This is a genomic window from Paenibacillus sp. 1182 (assembly GCF_017833915.1).
Classification (GTDB): Bacteria; Bacillota; Bacilli; order Paenibacillales; family Paenibacillaceae; genus Paenibacillus; species Paenibacillus polymyxa_D.
This window is the reverse complement of sequence record NZ_JAFICR010000009.1, coordinates 165,249-184,686: the sequence shown is the minus strand read 5'-3', so window position 1 is coordinate 184,686 and position 19,438 is coordinate 165,249. Positions and strand designations below refer to the sequence as shown.

The 19,438-nt window shown below is 49.0% G+C and carries 11 protein-coding genes; 3 read left to right on the top strand and 8 right to left on the bottom strand.

Annotation, left to right across the window (positions count from 1 at the left end; genetic code table 11):
• Positions 1 to 120 precede the first annotated feature (120 nt).
• The 4 genes from JOD82_RS18790 to JOD82_RS18775 form a co-directional block, all read right to left on the bottom strand.
• The gene (locus JOD82_RS18790) at positions 121 to 1,500 is read right to left on the bottom strand and encodes a sensor histidine kinase (protein ID WP_209949783.1); all 1,380 of its coding nucleotides are present in this window, start codon (positions 1,498 to 1,500) and stop codon (positions 121 to 123) included.
• Between the two features lie 2 nt (positions 1,501 to 1,502).
• A complete protein-coding gene (locus tag JOD82_RS18785; protein ID WP_209949782.1) occupies positions 1,503 to 2,213 on the bottom strand; it encodes a response regulator transcription factor in 711 nt (236 codons plus the stop codon).
• A gap of 168 nt (positions 2,214 to 2,381) precedes the next feature.
• Complete coding sequence (locus JOD82_RS18780; RefSeq protein WP_069012516.1) at positions 2,382 to 2,879, bottom strand: hypothetical protein; 498 nt, start codon at positions 2,877 to 2,879, stop codon at positions 2,382 to 2,384.
• Between the two features lie 157 nt (positions 2,880 to 3,036).
• Positions 3,037 to 9,795 carry a WIAG-tail domain gene (locus tag JOD82_RS18775; protein WP_208332643.1) on the bottom strand — a complete coding sequence of 2,253 codons (6,759 nt, stop codon included), beginning with the start codon at positions 9,793 to 9,795 and terminating at the stop codon, positions 3,037 to 3,039.
• 189 nt (positions 9,796 to 9,984) lie between these two features.
• Here JOD82_RS18775 and fabV point away from each other — a divergent pair, with 189 nt between their 5' ends.
• Together fabV and JOD82_RS18765 are read left to right on the top strand one after the other, a co-directional pair.
• Positions 9,985 to 11,172 (top strand): enoyl-ACP reductase FabV, encoded by a 1,188-nt coding sequence (fabV, locus tag JOD82_RS18770; RefSeq protein ID WP_069012514.1) that lies wholly within the window; start codon positions 9,985 to 9,987, stop codon positions 11,170 to 11,172.
• Between the two features lie 295 nt (positions 11,173 to 11,467).
• Positions 11,468 to 11,620: a DUF1540 domain-containing protein gene (locus JOD82_RS18765; RefSeq protein ID WP_013311427.1), complete on the top strand. Its 153-nt coding sequence runs from the start codon at positions 11,468 to 11,470 to the stop codon at positions 11,618 to 11,620.
• A gap of 190 nt (positions 11,621 to 11,810) precedes the next feature.
• Here the strand turns inward: JOD82_RS18765 and JOD82_RS18760 are convergent, their stop codons facing one another.
• Together JOD82_RS18760 and JOD82_RS18755 are read right to left on the bottom strand one after the other, a co-directional pair.
• Positions 11,811 to 12,014, bottom strand: a complete 204-nt coding sequence (locus tag JOD82_RS18760) for a hypothetical protein (protein WP_049816899.1) — start codon at positions 12,012 to 12,014, stop codon at positions 11,811 to 11,813.
• 93 nt (positions 12,015 to 12,107) lie between these two features.
• A complete protein-coding gene (locus JOD82_RS18755; RefSeq protein ID WP_029515642.1) occupies positions 12,108 to 12,479 on the bottom strand; it encodes a DUF4190 domain-containing protein in 372 nt (123 codons plus the stop codon).
• Between the two features lie 223 nt (positions 12,480 to 12,702).
• On the opposite strand from JOD82_RS18755, the gene JOD82_RS18750 reads away from it, so the two are divergent.
• Positions 12,703 to 13,290 carry a hypothetical protein gene (locus tag JOD82_RS18750; protein WP_029515643.1) on the top strand — a complete coding sequence of 196 codons (588 nt, stop codon included), beginning with the start codon at positions 12,703 to 12,705 and terminating at the stop codon, positions 13,288 to 13,290.
• An 11-nt stretch (positions 13,291 to 13,301) separates the two neighbouring features.
• Here JOD82_RS18750 and lpdD read toward each other — a convergent pair whose 3' ends face one another.
• Entirely contained in the window at positions 13,302 to 13,649 is a 348-nt protein-coding gene (lpdD, locus tag JOD82_RS18745; RefSeq protein WP_029515644.1) for a prenylated flavin chaperone LpdD, read from the bottom strand.
• Between the two features lie 177 nt (positions 13,650 to 13,826).
• Complete coding sequence (locus tag JOD82_RS18740; RefSeq protein WP_069012513.1) at positions 13,827 to 19,340, bottom strand: S8 family serine peptidase; 5,514 nt, start codon at positions 19,338 to 19,340, stop codon at positions 13,827 to 13,829.
• Positions 19,341 to 19,438: the final 98 nt, after the last annotated feature.

The window sequence follows — 19,438 nt, the reverse complement described above, 5'->3', positions numbered from 1 at the left end:
CAGTTTAGTACCTACCAGTCAAGCTATATCTCAAATATCACCGAAAAACTTCCATTCGATGTTAGATAAATGAAATGTTTCTCCGAAAAAACGATCATTTTTAACCATTTTTGTACTCATTTATAACATGCGCTGGATATAGCTGAAGCGTGCTCCACCCAATGGCGAACGTGTGCAGAGTAGTTCTCCATTCAACCGGGTAGCAATTTGACGACAAATAGCCAATCCAAGACCTGTGACACCATTCGAGCCCGCATAGAATCTTCCGAACACCTCGGTTGCCTCTTGTTCGGTCAGCCCTTCCCCATCATCATCCACATGTATAACCCATACAACCTCCGGTGTTGTCCCTGTCTCCAAATGAATGACAACCTCCGTAGAGGTATGCCGAACTGCATTTTGCAGCAAATTCAATATCATGCGGAACAATTGCTCGGCCGGAACGGCCACATGCAGACCCTCTCCCTCCACTCGGAGCGAGATAGAACGTTCAGCAGCCACCGGCATCAATAGATGAACAGCATCCTCCGCCATGCTTCTAAGATCAACCAGAGAGACAGGCCATTCTTCATTCAGCGCCTCCAGCCTCGATAGCTGCAGCAGCTTTTCCACCATGTCAATTAACCGCTGGGACTGCACTTTGATGATACTCAGTCCCTCGTCCTGGGATACCACTTGATCCTGAATGGCATATACATAGCCTTGAATCGACATTAACGGTGTCCTTAGCTCGTGAGATACATTTTGTAGAAATTCAATTTGACCGTGATGGTGCTGCTGAATACGGGCGGACATGGAATGAAAGGTGCCGATCAGCTCGCCAATCTCACTTTTATCCGCCTGTGGAAAATCACTATCCTGCGGCTGATTCGGCTCATAGTTGCCAACCGCCTCCTTCAATCGTTTGAGCGGACGCACCAGACGCGAGACCACCATCAGACCAATGACGAGAATCACTAAAAAACCTGCGATGATAGACAGTAATGTGGTTCTCATTAACGGTACATACAGGGCTCTCAAAGAAGATAAGGGTGAGTATACAAAAATACGAAAAGGTTGTCCGGGCAATTCTTCATTCGTAAACAGTACCTTTTTACCTTGAAGCACAGCCACCCCTTCATGTGTAGCGGCCAGATCCTGGGCAGACGGATGAACCGATGCAAAAAATCCCTGGCGGATCAAAAGCAAATGTTCGATCTTTTTGCCTTCCATTCCAGAGACGCTTGAGTCGATGATGCGGTTATCCGTGCTTAAAATAAAGTAATCGGTAGATAAAAGCACGCCCTTGATAACATAGTTAAATTCAGCATTATCCAGTCGATCAAAGCCTCCATCGCTCATAATATGGACGGCTTTGCGTGCCTGCTCATGAAGTTTGGATTTGGCTTGATTCACCAGAATGTCGTCGATAAGTCTGATGAATAAGACCACTGTAATACAGACGGTAATAAGCATGGCGATGGACAGGGAAAGCAGTATTTTAGCTCTCATCGTACGCATGATTACAACTCCTGAACCGTTGCTTTATATCCGAAACCCCATACGGTGTTAATGACGAGCGTAGAGTGATATTCAGCTAACTTTTTACGAATCCGTTTGACCAGATCATCCACGACTCTCACATCACCTATAAAATCATAGCTCCACACCTGCTGAATCAGATGTTCCCTGCCAAAAGGTCTTTCCAGATGATTCGCAAGAAACAGCAACAGATCGAATTCACGTGAGGTTAAATTCAGCTCTTGTCCGTCCACTGTGACTTTACGAAAGTCAGCAAAAATACACAGATTGCCCGCATGGCATAGATCTGCGTTTTCTGCCGCTTGCCTATCGTCCGATGCAGACATTCCGGCCTTGCTCAGTCTCAGCATCGCTTTGACCCTTCCTACCAACTCCCTTGGATTAAAGGGCTTGGTCAAAAAATCGCTGCAGCCCAGCTCCAGCCCGTGAATACGGTCGTTTTCTTCTCCACGGGCAGAGATCATTATGATCGGCATTTCCGTAAACTCACGAAGCTGAGTCAGTAGAGAAAGCCCATCAATGCCAGGCATCATAATATCAAGAACGAGACAATCCGGACGGTTCGTACGGATATGCTCTACCAGTGTTTTACCGCTGGAAAAGGAAGTCACCTCGTAGGATTCTTTTTTCAAATATTCAGATATTAATTGCAGAATGAACACATCGTCATCCACTACTACTATTTTTGTCATGGCCTTAACCCCTTGCCGTTGTTCTGGATGCTTCCATCCTCTCTTTAAGCTTAACAGAAGCCTAGCAGAATAGACAAAAGACGGGTATACCGTTCCCGGTCCCGTCTTTCTTATCATGAATCGCTGCTGTATATGCCAGGCGAGCTGAGTGCTAACTACGCATCAAACTTATTTCTTGGTTGTTACTACTTTGGCTGCTGCTTTTGGAGTTGTTTTTGCTGGGACTGCTTTTTTAACTGGAGTTTTGTGGGTCACTTTTTTAGCTACGACATGATGTGTACGAGTTTTATGAGCTGTTGCTTTGTGTTTAACAACATTATGTTTTTTGGCATGATGTTTAACTGTACGGTGCTGCCCTTTCACTGCTTTTGTTTTGTGGCTTGCCGCTTTTTTCGCAACGGATTTTTTGGCAGGGGCTTTCTTCGCTTTGGTTGTTGTTTTATGAGCTGTTACAGCTTTTTTAACCGGTGTTTTTACCACAGGTGTTTTCGTCACAGGTGCTTTTGCCGGTGTTTTGGTAGCCGGTGTCATAACCGCAGGAGCTTTGGTTACTGGTGCAGTGCTCGCTAGAGTCGTTGTTGCTGTAGCGGCGAATGCGCTGCTTGCTCCTCCCAGTACACTTACTACGGTCAATACGGCTGCTGCATTTTTAGTCCATTTTTTCATGATTGAATCACCTCTCCTTTAAAGTATCTTTAGCTTATCAGGAGAATTCGGCATAATTGTGTAGCAAATGTGTGAAAAGTATATGAAAAAGCGTGCAGCTCTGTACTTAGAAAATACATGAGTCTGCACGCTATGAGTTTTACAATAACCGTCTTCACTAGCCAATGGCGATCCAGGAAATAATACCGTAGTTATGCGCGGTTTCGTTCCACTTGGTTACGACGATCACTGCTCCATTCGGCGTCTGAGATTTCAGCGTCGCATGAAAGAGAGGGTGGTTCGTCATCGCTACTAATGTGTAGTCCGGGTTTACAAAAGGCTCCCCGAATACAATGGTCACTTCCGTCTCTCCTTCACTGCCTTTCAAAAGAAACGGCGCTCTGCCGAACTGCTGCAATGCGGGCTGATTCGCACACGTACGAACCGGAGTGATGCTCAAATGCTCCGGCTTCACTGCGTTCAGCTCCAACTCACGTGAGCCTACAGTGCCTTCCACCAGATGATGGCCTTCAATGCTCTGCTCTGCCACATGATGGCTTTGTACCGCAGCGGCCTGCAGATGCTCTGCTCCCACAGCTCCCGGGCTCAGCACCTCGCTGTCGACGGCCTGAGCTTGCAGATGGTTTCGAGATATACTGTTTGCCTGAAGTCTGTCGCCACTGATACCTTCCTCTGGCAAAAGTCCCGAGAGATGAATATCTGTGGACAGCTGAGCCCGTGTCACTGAACCCGGTTTTAGGTGATGCGAATCAATAACTTCCTCTCCAATGTGGTGGCTCTCAATAGCCTCCTCAGCCACATGACGGGACTGTACCGTTCCATCTGCCAGCTTGCTGGATGTTACCGCTCCTTCTTGTATAGCATCCTCAACCACCGCCTGCCAGCCTACATGCTGTGGTTGAATAGCCCCTGCTTGCAGATGCTCCGACTGGACTGAATCCAGCGCGATATGCCTGGACTGCACCACGCCTTCTGCCAGTGCGGACCCTTGGATCGCCCCCTCGGCCAAATGCTGAGCGTGTACGGCATGCTCCGTTAAATGCACGGAGTTTATGCTGGCTTCTGCCAAATTCGAAGCACGCACCGCCCGAAGTGCAAGCTTCTCAGCGTTTACGCTGCCTGCCTGGAGCGCGTGAACCGATATACTCCCCGGCGCAATATGCCGAGTCATCACTGCCGAAGCCTGCAAATGATCAGAGGTGACGGATTCAGGAGCCAGGTGGCTCGACTGGACGGCCTCTTCTGCCAAATGATTGGCTTGCACCGCTTCGTCTGTAATGTGCCACGGCTGGACCGAATGAGGAGATATTTTAGCGGCAGTTACGCCGTCATCCGCCAGTTTGTCGGACGTAACGGACTCATTCTGCAAAGCATCGGTCGATATTGCTTGTGAGGCGATATGCACACCTTGAATAGTTCCAAGGTGCAGATGGTGCGGTTGAATAGACTCCGGTGCGATATGCACGGACTTCACCGCCCCCTCTGCCAGCGCTCTGTCCTGTACAACACCGGGTGCCAAATGCCGAGGGTGTACGGCATGCTCAGACAGCTGTGAAGGACCAACACTTCCTTCCGCGAGATTCGTCGCGTGCACCGAGCGTGCCGCCAGTTTTTCCGAGGTGATGCTTTCTGCTTGAAGCGCACGACCTGACACACTGTCCTGGGCCAGATGTCTCGCAAATACCGAGGAAGCCTGCAAATGATCAGAGGTGACGGATTCAGGAGCCAGATGGCTCGACTGGACGGCCTCTTCTGCCAAATGATTGGCTTGCACCGCTTCGTCTGTAATGTGCCATGGCTGGACTGAGTGAGCAGACAGCTTGGCGGCAGTCACGCCCTCATCCGCCAGTTTGTCGGACGTAACGGACTCATTCTGCAAAGCATCGGTCGGTATTGCTTGTGAGGCGATATGCACACCCTGAATGGTTCCCATTTGCAGATGATGCGACTGGACGGACTCCGGTGCGATATGCACGGATTTCACTGCCCCTTCTGCCAGCGCTCTGTCCTGTACTGCACCAGGTGCCAAATGCCGGGGGTGTACGGCATGCTCAGACAATTGTGAAGGGCCGACGCTTCCTTCCGCGAGATTCGTCGCTTGCACCGAGCGTGCCGCCAGCTTTTCCGAGGTGACGCTTTCTGCTTGTAACGCACGGCTAGACACACTATCCGGGGCCAGATGGCTCGCAAGTACCGCCGAAGACTGCAAGTGGGCAGAAGTGACAGATTCCGGTGACAGATGGCTCGACTGGATGGTCTCTTCTGCCAAATGATTGGCTTGCACTGCTTCGTCTGCAATGTGCCACGGTTGTACCGAGTGAGCCGACAGTTTGGCAGCAGTCACACCCTCATTCGCTAATTTATCAGACGTAACGGACTCATCCTGTAATACATCGGTCGATATCGACAGGGATGCCAGATGCTCGCTCTGAATAGTTCCAGGGTGCAGGTGATGCGGCTGGATGGATTCCGGGGCAATGTGTACTGACTTCACTGCCCCCTCAGCTAGCGCTGTATCCTGCACAGCGCCGACTGCCAAATGCTGAGTGTGTACCGACTGTGCAGATAAATGCGAAGGACCGACGCTGTCTTCCGCAAGATTCGTCCCTTGTACCGAGCGTGCTGCCAGCTTTTCCGAAGTGACGCTTTCCGCTTGTAGCGCAAGACCGGATACACTATCCGGCGCCAAATGACTCGCAAGTATCACCGAAGACTGTAAGTGGGCTGAGGTGACAGATTCCGGCGCCAGATGACTCGATTGAACGGCCTCTTCTGCCAAATGATTAGCTTGCACTGCTTCATCTGTAATGTGCCACGGCTGTACCGAGTGAGCCGACAACTTAGTGGCAGTCACACCCTCATCGGCCAATTTATCAGATGTCACAGACTCATCCTGTAAAACATCAGTCGATATCGACTGAGATGCCAGATGCTCGCCCTGAATGGTTCCAGGGTGCAAATGGTGTGATTGGATTGATTCTGGAGCGATATGCACGGATTTCACTGCTCCCTCTGCCAACGCTCTATCCTGTACCGCTCCGGCTACCAGATGCCGGCTGTGTACGGAATGTGCAGACAGATGTGACGGTCCGATGCTGCCTTCCGCAAGATTCGTCCCTTGTACCGAGCGCGCTGCCAGCTTTTCCGAGGTGACGCTTTCCGCCTGTAGTGCACGACCGGATACACTATCTGGCGCCAGATGACTCGTAAGCACTGAGGAAGCCTGCAAATGGCGAGAGGTAACGGATTCGGAAGCCAGATGGCTTGACTGGATGGATTCTGCTGCCAAATGATTTCCTTGCACTGCTTCGTCTGTAATGTGCCACGGCTGTACCGAGTTGACCGCCAGCTTGGCGGAAGTCACACCCTCATCCACCAATTTATCGGAGGTAACAGACGCATCCTGCAAAGCATCGGTCGATATGGCCTGGGATGCGATATGCTCGCCCTGGATGCTTCCTGTGTGCAGGTGATGTGGCTGGATTGACCCCGCGGTAATGTGTACCGACTTCACTGCTCCCTTTGCCAGCGTTGTATCCTGTACTGCGCCAGTTGCCAAATGCCGGGCGTGTACCGACTGTGCAGACAAATGTGACGGGCCGACGCTGTCTTCCGCAAGATTCGTTCCTTGCACCGAGTGGGCTGCCAGCTTTTCCGAGGTGACGCTTTCCGCTTGTAGCGCACGGCCGGACACACTATCCGGGGCCAGATGGCTCGTGAGCACTGACGAAGACTGCAAGTGGGCTGAAGTGACACTTTCCGGTGCCAGATGGTTCGACTGGATGGATTCTGCTGCCAAATGATTTCCTTGCACAGCTTCGTCTGTAATGTGCCACGACTGTACGGAGTGGGCCGACAGCTTGGCGGCAGTCACGCCCTCATCTGCTAGTTTGTCAGATGTCACAGACTCATCTTGTAAAGCATCGGTCGAAATGGCCTGGGATGCAATATGCTCGCCCTGAATGATTTCAGTATGCAGATGGTGTGGTTGGATCGATTCCGGGGCAATGTGCACGGACTTCACCGCTCCCTCTGCCAGCACTCTATCCTGTACCGCTCCAGCTGCCAAATGCCGCGTGTGTACGGACTGCACAGATAGATGTGAAGGGCCGATACTGCCTTCTGCAAGGTTCATTCCTTGTACCGAGCGGGCTGCCAGCTTTTCCGAGGTTACACTTTCCGCTTGAAGTGCACGACCGGACACACTATCCGGAGCCAAATGTCTCGTTAGCACCGAGGAGGCCTGTAGGTGCACCGAGGTGACCGCTCCAGATGCCAGATGGGTCGAGTCCACAACCGCCACGGCCAAATGGTTGCTTTGTACAGCTTCATCCATAATATGCCCGGACTGCACTGCATGGGCTGACAACTTGGTAGAGGTTACACTTTCCTCTGATAGTTTGGCAGAGGTAACCGCTTCATCCTGTATGGCTTGAGTCGCTATAGCCTGCAATGCAATATGCTCGCCCTGAATGATCCCGCTTTGCAAATGCTCGGATTGGATGGATTCTGCTGCAAGATGCTCAGACTTCACAGCATTCTGGGCTAATATCGTGTCCTCTACTGATCCTGCGGCCAAATGCCTGGTTTGTACGGCCTGTGCAGCCAAATGCCCGGGTCCCACGCTGTTTTCCGCCAGGTTGGAAGCCTGCACAGCCCGAGCCGCTAACTTCTCGGAAGTGACGCTTTCCGACTGAAGGGCATGGCCGGACACACTATCTGGGGCGAGATGTTTGGTTTGGACCGAAGCAGACTGCAAATGGTTGGAGGTGACGGATTCCGGCGCCAGATGATTCGCCTCCACTGCTTCAACAGCCAGATGGTTGCTCAGTACTGCTTTATCCGTAATATGCCATGGCTGCACCGAACGAGCAGACAGCTTGGAGGAAGTGACACTGCCCTCAGCTAGCTTAGGCGCAGTAATCGCCAAATCATTAATTTTATCCGTAGCCACACTTTCCGGCGATAGTTTCAACGAAGTAACGGCATGATCCTGTAAATGGTGGGAGTATACCGCACCACTGGCCAAATGCGCGGTATGAACAGCGCCTTCGCCTAGTATGTCTGCGGTAACGGACTGTTCTTGCAACGCCGCGGTTCCGACACTGTCTTCCCCAAGATGCTTGCTCTGTACAGAGCTCTGGGCCAAATGGGTTGAATCCACCGATTGAGCCTGTAACGCCTTTCCGCCCACACTGTTGTCGGCAAGGTGGTTTTCACGGATTACTCCCGTTGCAATGTGTACGTGGGTAATGACTTGCGACGCAATTTTATTTCCGGTTACCGCCCCTTTACCAATTTTAGTTTCTACAACCGCCTCGTCAGCGATTTTGTCAGACTTAATCGCGCTCGAAGCAATGTGATTTTCCTTGACAGCCTGATTCGCCACATGGTGATCCAGAACTGCACCCTTCCCTATTTTCTCGCTTGTCACAGCCCCGGAATGCAAATGTTGCTCCGTAACCGCCTCTGGTGCAATATGATCTTTCCGAATAATTTCGGATTGAAGATGCACGGAAGAAACTGCCTCTGGAGAAATCTGAGGTCCTTGTATGGCTGCTGTTGCAATATGTCTGGTAAGTACTGCCTCATCGGCAATTTTGTGTGGGAGAATGCTCTGATCCGATATTTTGGATGAAGTGACGGATTGATCAACAATCTGTAATGAGCCTACAGACTGATCTGCCAGTTTATTGGATTGAATACTCCGATCCGCGATATGCCGGGCTGTTACTTGGCCCGTTCCAAGCTGCTCTTCCCCGATGGAGCCAGGACTGAGATGCTTTCTTTCAATCGCTCCTGCCTGAATGTGCGTACTGGTGACTGCCTCAGACTCCAGATGACGCCCGCTGACAACACCTTCCTCCAATTGTTCCCTGCCCACAATTCCGTCGGATAGCTGCTTGCGATTAATCGAACCGGGGGCCAAATGCCTTGCATGAACGGCATGCTCGGTCAGGTGCGCGCTCTCAATGCTGCCTGCCTGGATTTTAGTTCCATCCACAGCCCCATCCCGCAATTTGGAGGTGGTCACAGACTGATCGCCCAGCTTGGAGCTATCAACAGCTTCATTCGCCAAATTGTTCGATTGAATCGTACCGCTGCGAATTTTATCGGAGGTGACCGACTGATCTTGAAGCATATCTGAAGACACGATCCATTGCTTGAAATGACGGCTTTCAATCGAGCCATTGGCAATATGATCGCCGCTGATAATTTTATCCGCCAGCTTTTCTGGAGTGATGCTGCCATCACGAAGTTTTTCACCACTAATAGAGCGATCCTGCAATTTACTGCCTGCCACTGATGCGTCTGACAGATGCTCGACCGTAATGGAGTCGGGAGCAATCTTCGAAGCAGTCACAGCACCGTCAGCTATTTTAATTGTATGAACAGCATAATCTGCTAGAAATTCCGTTTGGATACTCTCTTGTTTCAGCTTGCTGGAATCTATGGAAGCGGGAGCGATCTTTTCACCTGTCACAGCGAAATCACTCAAATCGTCTGTATAGATGAAAGCATTGTTTACATGCGGAGCCTTCTTATTGTTCAAAATTTCTTCCACATCAATTGGATCAGGTTCTGGTTCTGGTTCCGGCTCTAGCTCTATCTCTGGCTCTGGCTCTAGCTCTGGCAGTCGGGGTTCTTCCATCAAAGCTGGAGTCTCCTCTACATCTGCAACCTCAATTTCTTTCTCGTGCAGAGCCTCGACTTCAGGCTCGACAACTGTCTTTAGCTCCGACTCCTCTGTAGTTGGGGGAGGCGGAGAAGCAACTTGATGAAGTCTTGCTTCTGTCTCCCTCTCCGCAGGCAGTGGTTTTGAGCGTTGTATCATACTTAACTCATTCATATCCGGGTCAATTACACGATAGAGCGGCTTTTTGTTTCTGTTGGTTTTTCGGCTCTTGTTCTTCAAGCAGCTCTCTCCCTTCTCATGTTTATCGTTACAGCATCATATGCAGACCCTTAGGCACTTGCCACCCTGTACAGAGATTCACTTTTGGGTAAAAAGGATACTTACTAAAATCCACGTTTGAAAAAAAATAGTTAAAAGTTAAAATAGTAAGGGTGAAGATCGCTACAAGAAGAGAGGAATTACAATAACATGATTATCAAACCAAGAACACGTGGCTTTATCTGCACCACTGCTCATCCGGTGGGCTGTGCCCAACATGTTCAGGAGCAAATTGACTATGTACAGGCCCGTCCTGCTATCCAAGGCCCCCGTAATGTACTTGTAATCGGGGCATCTGCCGGATATGGATTGGCTTCTCGCATTACTGCCGCCTTCGGTGCGCGTGCCAATACAATTGGCGTGTATCGTCCTAGCAATGCTACGGCAACACGTACAGCATCGGCAGGCTGGTACAATTCTGCTGCATTTGAAAAAGCTGCTCAGGAAGCTGGGCTTAAATCCTTAAGCGTGACAGGCGATGCCTTCTCGGATGAGGTCAAGACCAAAACGGTGGAAGCCATTCGCGAAGAACTGGGACAAGTCGATCTGGTGGTTTACAGTGTCGCTTCAGGTCGCCGTACAAATCCCCACACAGGCGAAACGTTTAATTCCGTACTCAAACCTATTGGTAAGCCTTACACAAACAAGACCGTTAACTTCCACACCGGGGAAGTCAGCAGCGTGACGCTCGAACCCGCAACAGAAGAAGAAGTACAAGCAACTGTAGAGGTTATGGGTGGTGAGGACTGGAAATTGTGGATTGACGCCTTGCGTGAAGGCGGTGTATTGGCTGATACTGCAACGACCTTCTCCTTTTCGTATATTGGTTCGGATATTACGCAAGCCATCTACAGAGAAGGCAGTATCGGAAGTGCAAAGGATCATCTGGAGGAGACAGCACATCAGCTGAACGATCAGCTGAAAGTTACAGGCGGACGCGCCTTCGTCGCAGTCACCAAAGGACTCGTTACCCAATCTAGCTCCGCTATCCCTGTCGTTCCTCTGTATATTTCTGCTTTATATAAGGTAATGAAGGAAAAAGGGCTGCATGAAGGGTGCGTAGAACAGAGCTACCGCCTGTTTGCTGAGCGTCTGTACGCACCAGAAACTCCTGTAGATGAAGAAGGACGTATTCGTATTGATGATTGGGAACTACGTGAAGACGTGCAGGCAGAAGTTGCAAAAATATGGGAGGCGCTGACGACCAACAATATCTACGAATTGTCCGATCTTGAAGGATATCGTCGCGAATTTTTCCAACTGTTTGGCTTTGAGTTCGAGGATGTAGACTATGATGCTGACATTGATCCCATCGTAAATATTCCTAACGTGCGCTAAGTCTTTTAATATCGTCATTATGTCAAAAAACAAAAAAAGCTGTTCTCCAGCAGAGAAACATTTCGTTCTGCATGGAGGACAGCTTTTGTTTTTAATTAAAAGGGACACTTATGTCCGCTTTGAACTGCAAATGATGCTAACATTGCAATTTTAAATTTCATTTGATATTGTACAGGTAGGCATAGCAAAATCCCTCTTCCTAACAAGAGGGTAAGCAAAGTTGGACAAGTCCTACCTTGACTGACCGTGATACTATTTGCTCAGCCCATCACACCCATATAAGGAGGTGTACAACATGGCAAAAGACGTTCTGTGTGAAGTCAACTCTTGTACGTACTGGGCCCAAGAGAATAAATGCAGCGCTAGCTCCATTTACATCGTAAGCAACAGACCTGAAGACACTCACAAATCCGAAGAAACAGACTGCAAAACCTTCGAAGCTAAGTAAATCTTTGATTTCAAGCCTAGCTTTATAATGAAGGAGCCCATGCCCGGGTTCCTTCTTTCTTATGATATTCTAACAAGAATGATAATTATTATCAAGTCCTTTTTCGGTACAGAAAGGCGCTTTTCGCTTGTATACAATCATTTCTCTGCTACTTTATAAATCCACGCTGAAAAGGACACTGCTGTTCTCTCTAAAGACAAAAAAAAGAAGCGTCGCTCTGAACGATTCGCTTCTTGTGCTTGACCTTTTGTAATTGTTCCTGCTTGGTCGGCTTCATTCGTATGTGCTGTGAAATCTCGCCATAATGGTCATTTGTTTTGCGGCTCTGTGCCGCGCAATAGATTCCAGCGCGTTTTGCCTTGCTTAGCGCTTTTTGTGTTTGAGTACGTGCCATACGGCTTCACTCTCCTTCATTGGACTCCTTTTATCATAGCATCCAATAGTCAAATCGTGAATGGTTTGTCTGACTCAAGCATTCTTCAATTCATTAAATGTCTGAAAAAATATCCGGATCGCCACTGGAGGCCGCTACAATAAAAACAATAACTATAAAAATGATGATCAGTGTATAAATCAGTGTACCGATAATACTACATACCAGTCCAGCAATGGCCATACCTCTGCCTTGCTCGCCATGACGATTAATTTCCTTCAGGGAAAGACTGGACAAAATAATACCCACAATTCCGATAATCAACCCAAGATAGGGAATGACAACAGATAAAATCCCGAGCACCATCGAGGCAACAGCTTTACTATTGGTAGGTGGAACTACTGGGGGCGGGTTAAATGGGGCGTTATAATCGTTCGTCTCCTGAAAAGGATCGGAAGATCGAGGCTCCTTGTACAAATCACTCATCTGTTAAATTCAACTCCAATACGAAAAATAGCAATTATATAAGTTCTAGGGTACCACAATCTTACAAATCAGGACAGTACTTATTTCGAATTTTTAAATTAGAACGTTAAAAAGAAGAAACATAGCGATATTAGCACTTTTTGAGGTAACTGGGCATACAGTATTTTACCTGTTACAGATCAATTGTGCTCCATGAGAGCATCCTGCCAAGGAGGTCGGAGCTATGCTATATCGTGCAACATCCCACAGAAAGCGCTCGCCTCACAAACGTTTAAATGCAAACACACTTAGGATAATATCCACTGCTATGCTGCCATTTTACAAAGCTATTGCAACCCGACGTGCTTTTGCCGTCCAATGGTCACGAGCTGTCGTTCAGGCGAATTTGGATCGGATGAAATCCCTTCTCTGCTCAGTAGCTCCATTTGCCGCCAAACAAGGCTTAGGCACGAACGGCATCGGCTACTTTATTTCCTTTTTAGCTCAGCCACCGATGCTCTATTATACGAATGGAACAACGATTCCACCGGGGACTGTGCAGTTTACATTTGAGCCGAGAGTTCATCGCGCCATCGCAAAAGCCGTTTTTCCGCTGTATCGCGAATTGGCACGTAATCCATGTTTTGCTTCTGCCTTAGCCAAAGCGATCAACAGACAAGACCAGCGTGCAGTTCATGTCATGATCCGTAGTTTGATTCCATCCTCTGCGCTGAAATCCGTACAAATTGAGGACGATGGCTTTGCATTGCTTTTTAAGTATTCCTTTAGTAAATACCCCTATCGCAATCTGCTCTTTCGAGAGTTCACTTAAAAAGGTTGCTACTAGCGTGCTTGCTTGAGTTCTCCAATGAGCTCTTTTCCCAGTTGTATGGCCATATCTGTCAGCACTCGGATTTCGTCCTTGGATGCATGGTCCAAATGTGTCCCGCAGCAAATGGCAAAATTGCCCGCAAACTCTTTTCGTAAGCGAACTGCAATTTCTTCGGTAATATAAAACTCCTTGTGATTTTGCAATTGCACAGTTTGAATCGGCTCGAGTCTGGCCCCTGCTGTAATCGTTCCCAAATGGGGCTGATCACCGCCAGAAATGAGTACAACGATATCTTCCCCCATAAAATAGGCATCCAGTACAAGACGGATACGTCCGCTTTCTTTTTGCAAATGAATCATATGATCCTCTCCTGCTAAAATATTATTGTGAAACGATTCACTTTATAGAGTTCTACTCATTGTATCGCTTCCTGAACGGTTCGACAATTAAAAATGGCCCACAGCAGCCTATAAACCGTAGCTTGCTGTGGGCCTTCATTGTTATTCTAAAACAAGCATTCCATTTCCTACTGGGTGTTAACGGATCGTGATCGTATGCACAGTCTTACCGCTTGCGCCGTCATTATCCGTCACCGTTAGCTCCACGGTATACGTTCCAGCTGTGGTGAATTTATGCTTCACCTTGGAACCGACCGCCGTATCACCATCCCCAAAATTCCAGCTGTAACTGACGATCTCACCGTCTACATCACGGGAAGCTTTGGCGTTAAATTGTACATTTTTGTTCTTCTTAGCGGATTCATTAGCCTGAATAATGGCTACTGGCTTCTCATTGGATGTAGGTGGATTCGGATCAGGGTTCTGTCCCCCACCATTGGTTACATACAATCTTCCCGGCGCCTCCGTCTCCACTTCATTTCCCGCTGCATCCCTTACCCGGATCACGATGACTCCGCCTTCCAGGTTCAGAGAAGATGAAGTGAAATAAGTACCTTCATAGTGGCCTGACGAAGTCTCATTTAATGGAATATCGTTGCGGCCCAAAGTGGACAGGTTGAAAGGCAGCTCCACATGGAAGGACGCCTCCAAACCGGATGCACTGTCAAAAGATACCCGTACTGACTGCCCTGGAGTAATACGCACATCCTCAGCAGGGTTAATGTTTTCAAGCTTCGGCAGAGCTGTATCGACATACACCGAGCGCGTAACGGTTGTTTCGTTTTCGGCAAGATCCTTGGCCGTCACCGTAATTTGATTTTCACCTTCGTTGATAAGCAATCGCTTGTTAAAGGTGCCGTCACTTCCAAATTCGGCTGGCTCGCCGTTAATCGTCAAATCGGTGAGGAATTCGTCATACACCGTACCGGTGACGCTCACGACACCCGCATTCGTACGGGCTCCTTCATCTGGCGAAGTCAGGATCAGACCCGGTTTAGTCTGGTCAAGTGTCACGACCACCGGTTCGGAACGATCCGTTATTTTGCCGTATACCGCTGCTTGGACACTTAGCGGATTAGCACCTGGTTGAAGATCAACCGACAAACTGAACTGGCGATCCTTCACCTTCGTTGTGCCAGCCAGCTCCTTACCGTTAAAGAGCTGAATATCGGCTCCTTCTGCCGGAGAAGTTCCTGTTACGGTAATCGTCTCTTCCTGCGTATAGGTAGCCTTCGTAGGAGTCGTAATCGTTGGAGCATTCACCGGATATCTGACGATAGCCCGGATCATGTAGTTACCCTCCTCCTCAGGTGATTGGCTCCATGTGCCGCTTACACCTTGCCAACTTCGAAGCGCATTGGGACTGCTTTCATCTGTAGCAAGACCCGGCGACTGTGTGCCTACAGCAGACTGTGTATATACGATGTAGAAGTCACCTTGAACCGTCACCGGCTCTGGGAGCTGTACCGTCGTCCATTGTGTCTCATCCCGTACGGCAGTCCCGTCGAATGGACCAGCCAACAATCGTCCAGGTGCTCCTGCGGCACCGGAGGCGTCATAGACAGAATATTGGAATGCCGTTCCTCCCGGATTCGGGAAGGCAGAGTTCCAGAACAAAAGCGATGCTCCTGTCACTTGAGTCACTTCCGACTCAGGTGTCATTCTGACTGCCCATGAATTGCCTGCCGCGTTAAAGGCTCTAGCATTTTCTCCTGTCCCGTCATCGTAAGCAATGCCTCCTTGGAACCCGATAAAAGGTTTCAACATGACATTCGCTTCCACACTACCGTTCGGAGGAGCAGTAACGGATACACTGTCGCTATAATAATTTTCGGCTGCAATGGACAACGTGTATGTTCCTTCCAGCACGTCCAGCGTAAATTCTCCAGCCTCATTCGTTTCGACCGGAGCAATGCGTGCATCCTCCACCACCAACACTTTCGCTTTTTGGATCGGTTCACCGGATTGCTTGTCGGTAATGACCCCGTGAATCGTACCGTGAGGTATGGCCTGAAGACTAAAGTTTGCTCTGATGACTTTGTTATTCTCAATCGTGACTGCTTTCGTTTGAGGAACGTAACCGTAGGCTTCAGCCTTCAGCGTATAGTCGCCGGCTACATGGGTGAAGCTGTATTTGCCCGTGGTCGGATCCGTTTTTACCGAACGTCCGGTTTCCAATACCGTAACCGTAGCGCTGGCTGGAAGACTGTCGAGACCGACACGTCCACGTTCCACCGTTGTTTCTGCCGGCTTCACTTTCTCCTGGAATTCACTCTTTTCAGTACTTGTAATTTTGTACAGCGGGAACTGTTCTTCCGCTTTTTCCAGCTTGATATTCGACTCAGGTACGATGTCCTTAGTCACTGTCGTAGCTGGAATGCCAAGCACACGGAAATCGTCAATATACCAGCCGTTCTTGTTCACACTGTTATCCGATTTCAAACGGAAGCGAATTTGGATTTCATTGCCGGCGTAGCTATCCAGATTGTAATAAACTGGAGCCCACTTTTTCCCGTTCGTATTGTGAGAGAATTTGCCCAGCTCGCTCCACGTGTCACCATTGTTTTTGGACACTTCCACATAACCGTAATCATAGCCAGCCTCAATTTCAAACCAGTGATTGAAGGTCAGTGTTGCGTTGCGTACAGCTTGCAAATTAATTTTTGGTGAAACCAGCGAAAATTCAGCTCCGTTCTCATAATTGCTATCCAGATCGGTTGCCCACACATTGGGTCTGGACGCTGCGCTCTCTGGTCCTACTTCCTTGGGAATGCCGCGTTCCCACTCATCCTTAGTACCAGAATGAGTCCAGCCATTATCCGAGCTGCCGTCAAAATGATCGCTATACAGCGTATCCGGCACGTCTACTCTCAGAGAAGCCTCATTCGACTTGATTCCTTCATTACCACTATAATCCTCAGCCGCCACTGCATAATGATAGGTCGCTCCACCGACCGTGATGGTATCTGTGAGTGTCAGTGCTGAGGTTGTACCGATGGAAGTATAATTTTTGCCTGATTGGGTAGAACGATACACCTTATACTGCTTCACATCTTCATCGGAGGAAGCATTCCAGGCCAGTGTGACGTTGCCTACAGTATCTGCTTCAGCAGTCAAATTGCTCGGCGCAGCAGGTGCAACGGTGTCTGGCTCCTGAATCGACAGATCGTCAATATACCAGCCATCTTTCACAACCGTATTGTCACTAGTAAAGTTGAACAGGAGGTATACCTTTTGACCCGCGAATGCCCGCAAATCAAGATATTGTGTTTTCCAGCCGTTGCTGGCGCCGGTAAATGATAATACCTGCTCAAACGCATTCTGATTGTTTGTGGTTGCTACGTACACTTTGCCGAAATCAGAATTGTTTTCAAGATCGTACCAATGCTTGAAGCTAACCAGTGCCCCTTTTGAGCTCTCGGTCAGATCAATCGGAGGGGCCATAAAATAACTGTTGGAGTTGGTCTGATATTGGCCTTCGAGATTGGTCGCGATGACCTTTGTACCCGAATGTGCGCTTTTAGGGCCGCTTGTTGGAGTTCCCCATTTCCAAACACTGCCCTGTCCACCGATATTAATACCGGCAATGTCTTTTTCAAAGTCTTGTGTGTAGCCTGGTTTTACCCCTTTAGAGATTTTCACCTTATATACTTCAGTTTCAAATCCGTTATTACCGTAATCATTTACACGAATATAGTATTCCAGACCAGCGCTATCCACCAAAAAAGTCGGGATGGATGCTTGATATGTACCATCTTTGCTGTCGCCGGAGGTCCGTTCCAACGGAATATATACATAATTTGACGTACCCGCTGTTTTGGCAAATGCCTCAACGGCTGTCACGCCGACATCATCCGTTACATGAGCAGTCAGAGGTATATCAATACCCTCGAATGCCGCAGCGGGCGGTGTATGCTCGAGAACAGGTGCTTCCAGATCGTCGCCACCCGTTACAACTTTACCAGACACGGAGCCCAGACCCTGCATGACCGAACCGACCGCATCCAGCGCATTAATGACACCATGTCCGTAGCCATTGTTTGGTGAAGTAGGATATGTGCTGTCCGTTCGTGGTGTAGCCGTATTCATCAAAATTTCCTCAAGTTGATCTACGGTAAGCGAATGATTCGCTTGCAGCAACAGCGCTGCAAGGGCCGCAACATGAGGTCCCGCCATAGAAGTACCGTTATATCCGCCTTTATAGGCGCCACCAGCAACAGATGACCGGATATTAACACCCGGCGCGGAAACTTCGGGCTTCACTTCACCATAGGGTGAGGGTCCTAACAATGAGAAGCTGGCCAGATTATCATTGCTATCCGTGGCTCCAGTAGCGAAGGATTCCGGATAGTTCGCCGGATTGGCTACTGAGGCAGGTCCGCCCGGATTGGAAAGAGAGGTGTTACCTGCAGAGAATTCGGGGAAAATTTGAGCATCCCGCCATGCCTGAACCACAGGCCGGAACCATTCATCAAGACCCGGTCCGCCCCCCCACGAGTTGTTCACTACGTCTGGAGCAAGCTCGGGATGAAGATTCCCTTGGGCATCTTTTGGCGCAAGCAGCCATTGACCGCCATCCAGTATAATTGCATCCGTCGTTTCCGGATTAAAAATCCGAACCGCAATCCACTTCGCGCCAGGTGCAACGCCCACTCGGTTCGTTCCGTTTTCCTCAGAGCCGACCATCGTTCCCATCGTGTGCGTACCATGGGAATCGGCTTCCTGATCGACCGGAAGCGTCGAATGACTATGCGGATCGTACCAGCTCAGCTCGGGATTCACGACATTGCCTGCCGCGTCCAGACCCCGCCATTTGCGATGAAGGGCCGGATGTGTATAATCTACACCTGTATCCAGATTGGCGACCACGATTCCGGTTCCGTCGATTCCTTTTTCCCAAACTTGTGGTGCGTTAATATGGGATATGTTCCATTCCACCGTAGATGGGTCTACAGCGTTCTTACCTGCATTGCCAGGCTTAGCCGATGTTTTGCCATCGTCCTTCTCCAGCTCTACAGCTTTCTCTACCGATGCAGACTTCGCCGTTGCTGCTGTCGCTGTTGCAGCTGTTTCAGCCGTTTTGGCATTTGCTCCCTCTGCTTGCTTGTCAACTGTCACCTTTTGCAGATAACGCGTTTCATTCGGTAAGACTTTATCGACCTCAGGTAGTTTCGAAATATGATCCAGCACCTCCTTGGTGCTTGTTACAGCCAATGCATTGACAATAAAATAGCTTTTATATTCCTTCACTCCGCCGCTCTCTGATTGCTTGTCCAAGTAATTTTCAAGCCCATATTGGGTTCTTGAAGCGGTTTCACGCAGAGAGCTGATCACATGGCTGCGTGCAGCCATTTTGGCAGCGGAGGGTGTTATTTTCTCAAGTGAGGCCTTTTGGAGAGCATTTTTGGAAACCTTGTTGGTGTCTACCTGTTCTTTTAATTTGACCAGATAGGTAACATAGTTATTCTCCTCAAACTGTTTGGTCAGTTTCGGAGATACCTTCGCGGTCGTGACCTTGTGAGAGGCTGATTTCAGCTCCAGCTTGGAGCCATCCGGTGTGTTATTCGCCAAAGCAGGTTGAACAAAGGAAAAGGCCATTAGTAAAGATAGTCCGATAGACAGTGGTTTCTTGAATCGTTTAGGTTTAATCAATTACTTTTCCACTCCTTTTACTAGGTTTAATGTTTCTGAAATAACCTGTACAGAGTAAGACCTCATGCCTTGCACATCAAACACACGGGTTGCGCAAC